General features: G+C 66.4%; 6 protein-coding genes. 3 read left to right on the top strand and 3 right to left on the bottom strand.

Annotated elements, in window-relative coordinates; all coding sequences use genetic code 11:
• A partial coding sequence (gene mreC, locus QPK32_RS23555) for a rod shape-determining protein MreC (protein ID WP_290415216.1) occupies positions 1-1,040 on the bottom strand: 1,040 nt, incomplete at its 3' end.
• 142 nt (positions 1,041-1,182) lie between these two features.
• Positions 1,183-2,226, bottom strand: a complete 1,044-nt coding sequence (locus tag QPK32_RS23550) for a rod shape-determining protein (RefSeq protein WP_036235315.1) — start codon at positions 2,224-2,226, stop codon at positions 1,183-1,185.
• A gap of 376 nt (positions 2,227-2,602) precedes the next feature.
• Here QPK32_RS23550 and gatC point away from each other — a divergent pair, with 376 nt between their 5' ends.
• The 3 genes from gatC to gatB are packed head-to-tail and all read left to right on the top strand — an operon-like array spanning position 2,603 to position 5,883.
• Entirely contained in the window at positions 2,603-2,902 is a 300-nt protein-coding gene (gene gatC, locus QPK32_RS23545) for an Asp-tRNA(Asn)/Glu-tRNA(Gln) amidotransferase subunit GatC (protein ID WP_290415215.1), read from the top strand.
• A gap of 22 nt (positions 2,903-2,924) precedes the next feature.
• Positions 2,925-4,400: an Asp-tRNA(Asn)/Glu-tRNA(Gln) amidotransferase subunit GatA gene (gene gatA, locus QPK32_RS23540; RefSeq protein ID WP_290415214.1), complete on the top strand. Its 1,476-nt coding sequence runs from the start codon at positions 2,925-2,927 to the stop codon at positions 4,398-4,400.
• The gene (gene gatB / locus QPK32_RS23535; RefSeq protein ID WP_374046780.1) at positions 4,390-5,883 is read left to right on the top strand and encodes an Asp-tRNA(Asn)/Glu-tRNA(Gln) amidotransferase subunit GatB; all 1,494 of its coding nucleotides are present in this window, start codon (positions 4,390-4,392) and stop codon (positions 5,881-5,883) included. Before gatA ends, gatB begins: the two co-directional genes overlap by 11 nt.
• A 109-nt stretch (positions 5,884-5,992) precedes the next feature.
• Here gatB and pyrE read toward each other — a convergent pair whose 3' ends face one another.
• A complete protein-coding gene (gene pyrE / locus QPK32_RS23530) occupies positions 5,993-6,658 on the bottom strand; it encodes an orotate phosphoribosyltransferase (RefSeq protein ID WP_290415212.1) in 666 nt (221 codons plus the stop codon).
• Positions 6,659-6,796 lie beyond the last annotated feature (138 nt).

Below are 6,796 nucleotides of genomic sequence, written 5' to 3'. Positions count from 1 at the left end.
GCGGCCGGACGCGCCGCGCCGGCGGCGCCGTTCGGCGCTGGCTGGCCGTTCGCGGTCGCCCCGGACGCGGCGGCGGGCGGCACTGCGGGCGGCAGCGGCGTCGCCTGCAGCGGCGGCAGCGGGATCGGGGCCATCTTCGGCAGGTTGCGGCGCGGCGTGGTGTTGCCGTTCGGCTTGGCCGCCTCGTCGGGCGGACGCGGCGCGGCCGGTTCGTCGGACATCACGATCAGGAGCTGGCGGTGGCGGTCGATGCCGGCCAGCGGCTGGCACACGACGTGGCCGAAGGAACCGGCCGCCACGTTCTCGACCTGCATCACCTTGGCCACGGCCAGGCCGGCCGGGTACATGCCGTCCAGGCCGGAGGTGACGAGCACGTCGCCGACCTGGATGTCGGCATTCGGCGCGACGAAGCGCAGGTCCAGGAGGCCCGAGTGGCCGCGCCCGTAGGCGACGCTGCGCAGGCCGCTCCTGAGCACCTGCACGGGAATCGCCTGCTCCTTGTCGGTCAGCAGCGTGACTTCGGAGGTGAACGGGAACACGCGCGTGACCTGGCCGACCACGCCGGCGTTGTCGATCACGGGCAGGCCGGCCTTGACGCCGTTCTGCGCGCCGCGGTCGAGCACCACGCGGCGCGTCGACGGGTCGCGCGCGTCGTACAGGATCTCGGCCATCATCGAGCGCACCGGCAGGTGGGCGCGCGCGTCCATCAGCTTGCGCAGCTGGACGTTCTCGGCCATCTGGAGCTGGGCCTGCTGCATCGCCTGGGCCAGCGCGACCTGCTGGCTCTTGAGGTCATGCACTTCCTTCTGCAGCGCGGAGATCGAGGAAAAATAACTGCCCATGTTCGCGAGCGCGTCGCGCGGGACCAGGGCGGCCATCTGCAGCGGGTACAGCACCGTGCCCGCCACCTGGCGCACGGCGCCGAGCGCATGAAAACGCGCGTCGACCACCAGCAGGACGATCGAGATCAGCGCGAACACCGTCACCTTGACCCTTGCGGGGGCGCCTTGCTTGAACAGCGGCGGAGGACTGTATTCCATGACTTCCAATAATGCAGGCGCCGTGCGCCAACGTCAATGAAGGCGCCGCGCCACTACCCGATGGCGGCGTGCGCCAATGTCGAACGCGGGCAGGCATGCAGCTTGTGGCCGCACGCACTGCCCGCGCTATGCCGGCACGTGCTTACTCGTACGAGAAGATCGAGCCAAGCTTGTCCATGCGCTCCAGCGCCATGCCCGAGCCGCGCACCACGCAGGTCAGCGGATCCTCGGCCACCAGCACCGGCAGGCCCGTTTCTTCCATCAGCAGGCGATCCAGGTCGCGCAGCAGCGCGCCGCCGCCGGTCAGCATCATGCCCTTCTCGGCGATGTCGGCGCCCAGTTCCGGCGGGGTCTGCTCGAGCGCGTTCTTGACGGCCGAGACGATGTTGTTGAGCGGGTCGGTCAGGGCTTCCAGGATCTCGTTGGAAGAGATCGTGAAGGAGCGCGGGATACCTTCGGACAGATTGCGGCCCTTGACTTCCATTTCCTTGACTTCCGAACCCGGGAAGGCGGAGCCTATGGCTTTCTTGATCGCCTCGGCGGTCTGTTCGCCGATCAGCATGCCGTAGTTGCGGCGGATGTAGTTGACGATCGCCTCGTCGAACTTGTCGCCGCCGACGCGCACCGAGCCCTTGTACACCATGCCGCCCAGCGAGATGATGCCGACCTCGGTGGTGCCGCCGCCGATGTCGACGACCATCGAGCCGGTCGCCTCGGCCACCGGCAGGCCGGCGCCGATCGCGGCGGCCATCGGTTCCTCGATCAGGTAGACCTGCGAGGCGCCGGCGCCCAGCGCCGATTCGCGGATCGCGCGGCGCTCGACCTGGGTCGAACCGCAGGGCACGCAGATGATGATGCGCGGCGACGGGCGGAAGAATTTCGAGTCGTGCACCATGCGGATGAACTGCTTGAGCATCTGCTCGGTGACGGTGAAGTCGGCGATCACGCCGTCCTTCATCGGGCGGATCGCCTCGATGTTGCCGGGGACCTTGCCGAGCATCTGCTTGGCTTCCTTGCCGACCGCCTGGATCGTCTTCTTGCCGTTCGGGCCGCCTTCCTGGCGGATCGCGACGACCGACGGCTCGTCCAGCACGATGCCCAGGCCGCGCACGTAGATCAGCGTGTTGGCGGTGCCCAGGTCGATGGCCAGGTCATTCGAGAAATAGCTGCGTAAAAAACCAAACATGTGTGTCCTGATGCGCAACCGAGTGCGCCTAAAAACGAACCTCGAAAAACGTTTCCAAGGCCCTCATCATTGATCGGGAATCCTCGCCGCGATCGCCAGGGTGCGTCGCGGGCTTCTTGTGGTGCGGCGGGCCGGCGGGGACTGCGCCGCCGAGGGCGGCACGCCGGTCCGCCCTTTCGGCGCCGAGAACGCATTAGCCCGCCATTCTACCTTATAATTTGTCGATTAAACGCTGAAAAACGGCCCGATTGGGCCTCAATTCAGCAGGCGAGATCGGCGGTATTACCAAGCTTTTATCGGCTTTAACGTGCCGTTGTCCAAATTTCATTATCTGCATAACCATCCTTGAACGCGGCATCGAACCGCGCCATTTGCCATGTCCCTGACACTTTCAGACGTAAAACGGATCGCCAACCTGGCCCAGCTCGATATGGACGAGGCTCACGCCGAGATCGCCCTGAACGAGCTGAACGGGATTTTCGCCCTGGCCGAGCAGATGCAGGCAGTCGACACCACGGGCGTCGCGCCGCTGGCACAGCCGCTGTCCGCCATCCTCGCGCAACCGCTGCGCCTGCGCGAGGACGTGGTCACCGAGGAGAACCGCCGCGAGGATTACCAGGCGCCGGCGCCGAAAGCCCAGGACGGCCTGTACCTCGTCCCGAAAGTCATCGAATAACCCAGCCGGGAACGTTGTAATCATGCATAACAAGACCATCAAGGAGCTGTCCACGCTCCTGCACTCGAAACAGATCTCGGCGACCGAGCTGACGCAGCACTACCTCGGCCGCATCGCGGCGAGCGGCCACAACGCCTTCCTGGACGTGAACCCGGAACTGTCGCTGGCCCAGGCCAAGGCAGCCGATGCGCGCATCGCCGACGGCCTGGCCGGCCCGCTGACCGGCATCCCCATCGCCCACAAGGACATCTTCGTGACCCAGGGCTGGCGCTCGACCGCCGCCTCGAAGATGCTGGGTAATTACGTCAGCCCCTTCGACGCGACCGTCGTCACGAAGTTCGCCGACGCCGGCATGGTCACGCTGGGCAAGCTCAATTGCGACGAGTTCGCGATGGGCTCGTCCAACGAGAACTCGGCCTTCGGCGCCGTCAAGAACCCGTGGGACGCGCTCGCCGTGCCGGGCGGCTCATCGGGCGGTTCGGCCGCCGCGATCGCCGCGCGCCTGGCGCCGGCCGCGACCGGCACCGACACGGGCGGCTCGATCCGCCAGCCGGCCGCCTTCTGCGGCATCACCGGCATCAAGCCGACCTACGGCCGCGTGTCGCGCTTCGGCATGATCGCGTTCGCCTCCTCGCTCGACCAGGGCGGCCCGATGGCGCGCACCGCCGAGGACTGCGCCCTGCTGCTGAACGAGATGGTCGGCTTCGACGAGCGCGACTCGACCAGCCTCACCGTCGAACAGGGCAACCTGCGCGAGGATTTCGCGCGCGACCTGAACCAACCGCTGAACGGCCTGCGCATCGGCGTACCGAAGGAATACTTCGGCGAAGGCCTGGCCGCCGACGTCGAGCAGGCCGTGCGCGCCGCGCTGGACGAGTTCGTGAAGCTGGGCGCCACGCTGGTCGAGATCTCGCTGCCGAAGACGTCGCTGTCGATCCCCGTGTACTACATCATCGCCCCGGCCGAGGCCTCGTCGAACCTGTCGCGCTTCGACGGCGTGCGCTACGGCTACCGCGCCCCGGAGTACACGGACCTGCAGGACATGTACAAGAAGACCCGCGCCCAGGGCTTCGGCAAGGAAGTCCAGCGCCGCATCATGGTCGGCACCTACGTGCTGTGCCACGGCTACTACGACGCCTACTACGTGCAGGCGCAGAAGATCCGCCGCCTGATCGCCGAGGACTTCCAGGCCGCCTTCAAGGACAAGTGCGACGTGATCATGGGCCCGGTGGCCCCGTCGGTCGCCTGGGACCTGGGCGCCAAGGCCGACGACCCGGTCGCCAACTACCTGGCCGACATCTTCACGCTGTCGACCAGCCTGGCCGGCCTGCCCGGCATGTCGATCCCCGTCGGCTTCGGCCAAGGCGAGAAGAATGCCAAGCGCCCGGTCGGCCTGCAAATCATCGGCAACTACTTTGCCGAGGCGAAGCTGCTGAACATCGCGCACCAGTACCAGCAGGTCACCGACTGGCACCAGCGCGCACCGGATGGCGTCTAAGAGACAAACAAGAGAGAACACTATGCAATGGGAAGTCGTCATCGGTCTTGAGAACCACGTCCAGCTCACGACCAATTCGAAAATCTTCAGCGGCAGCTCGATCAAGTTCGGCGCCGAGCCGAACACCCAGGCCAGCCCGGTCGACCTGGCGCTGCCGGGCGTGCTGCCCGTGATGAACAAGGGCGCCGTCGAGCGCGCGATCCGCTTCGGCCTGGCGGTCGGCGCCAAGATCGCGCCACAGTCCGTCTTCGCGCGCAAGAACTACTTCTACCCCGACCTGCCGAAGGGGTACCAGATCAGCCAGTTCGAGGACCCCGTGGTCCAGGGCGGCACGATCAGCTTCGCCTACGAAAAGGACGGCAAGCTCGAGACGAAAACCGTCAACCTGACCCGTGCCCACCTCGAGGAAGACGCGGGCAAGTCGCTGCACGAGGACTACGCCGGCATGAGCGGCATCGACCTGAACCGCGCCGGCACGCCGCTGCTGGAGATCGTCTCCGAGCCGGAAATGCGCAGCGCCGCCGAAGCCGTGGCCTATGCCAAGGCCCTGCACGCGCTGGTGATGTGGCTGGGCGTCTGCGACGGCAATATGCAGGAAGGCTCGTTCCGCTGCGACGTCAACGTCTCCGTGCGTCCGCTCGGCCAGAAGGAATTCGGCACCCGCTGCGAGATCAAGAACCTGAACTCCTTCCGCTTCATGGAAGAGGCGATCCACTACGAGGTGCGGCGCCAGATCGAGCTGATCGAGGACGGCGGCAAGGTGCAGCAGGCCACGCGCCTGTGGGATCCGGACAAGAAGGAAACCCGCGCGATGCGCAGCAAGGAAGACGCGCAGGACTACCGCTACTTCCCGGACCCCGACCTGCCGGCCCTGACCATCTCCGAAGAATGGATCGAGCGCGTCAAGGCCGACATGCCGGAACTGCCGGCCGCGATGCGCGCGCGCTTCACGGGCGACTACGGCCTGCCGGAATACGACGCCCTGATCCTGACCTCGTCGCAGGCGATGGCTACCTACTACGAAGCCGTGGTCGCCAAGGCAGGCAAGGAGAACGCCAAGGCCGCCGCCAACTGGATGATGGGCGACGTGGCGTTCACGCTGAACCGCGAGGGCATCGACATCGCCGAATCCCCGGTCGAGGCCTCGCAACTGGCCCTGCTGCTCAAGCGCATCGCCGACGGCACCATCTCGAACAACGCCGCCAAGAAGGTGTTCGGCCTGATGTGGGAAGCGAAATCGGAAGACGAGCACCTGGCCGACGCCATCATCGAGCGCGAAGGCCTGAAGCAGATCTCGGACACGGGCGCGCTGGAAGCGATCGTCGACGAGGTGCTGGCCAATAACGCCAAGTCGGTCGAGCAGTACCGCGCCGGCAAGGAAGCGGCGATCAACGCCCTCATCGGCCAGTGCATGAAGGCCTCGAAGGGCAAGGCCAATCCGGCCCAGGTGACGGAGCTGCTGAAGCAGAAGCTGGCCGGCTGAAGCTTGCCGCCTGCATGAAAAAAAACCGGGGCTTGCCCCGGTTTTTTTCATGGCGGTTACAGCGCCGGCGCGGCCGGCAGGCCGAAGCGCGGACGCGGCGCTTCACCGCTTACACGTTGTACTGCGCGCCGTACTGCGCGCGGTACGCCGCCACCGCGTCCTTGTAAGCGCCCAGCGCCGGATCGGCCGACAGGTAGGCGAACAGGTCGGCCAGGTTGGCGATCGAGATGACGGGGATGCCGTAGTTCTGACTGACTTCCTGCACGGCCGACAGCGGCGACAGGACGCCGTCCTTGCCGCCGCGCTCCATGCGGTCCAGCGCGATCAGCACGGCGGCCGGTTCGGCGCCGGCGGCGCGGATCATGGCGACCGATTCGCGCACCGAGGTGCCGGCCGAGATCACGTCGTCGATGATCACCACCTTGCCGGCCAGCTTGGCGCCGACGATGGTGCCGCCTTCGCCGTGGTCCTTGGCTTCCTTGCGGTTGTAGGCGAACGAGGTATCGCGGCCCTTGGCGGCCAGCGCCACGGCGGTGGCCGACGCCAGCGTGATGCCCTTGTAGGCGGGGCCGAACAGCATGTCGAATGCGATGCCCGAGTCGAGCAGGGTCTGGGCGTAGAACTGCGCGAGCTTGCCCAGCGTGGCGCCGTCGTGGAACAGGCCGGCGTTGAAGAAGTAAGGCGACTGGCGGCCGGCCTTGGTGGTGAATTCGCCGAACTTCAGGACTTCGGCTTCGACTGAGAATGCGATGAATTGCTGGCGCAGGTTGTCCACGTGGGTGCTCCGGTTTTTCTGTAAAGGCGGTATTGTAGCCCGGCCGCCCGACCTGCATGGCCGCCAGGCGGCCGCTGACGGCCGGCCGCAACAACCTTGATGGCTTGGCAAGCATGTTGATGGCGGACAAAACACGCT

This window comes from Massilia sp. YIM B02763, from assembly GCF_030412015.1.
Taxonomy (GTDB): Bacteria; Pseudomonadota; Gammaproteobacteria; order Burkholderiales; family Burkholderiaceae_D; genus Telluria.
Note: the sequence above shows the minus strand (reverse complement) of the source record. Positions and strands in the feature narration are given on the sequence as shown.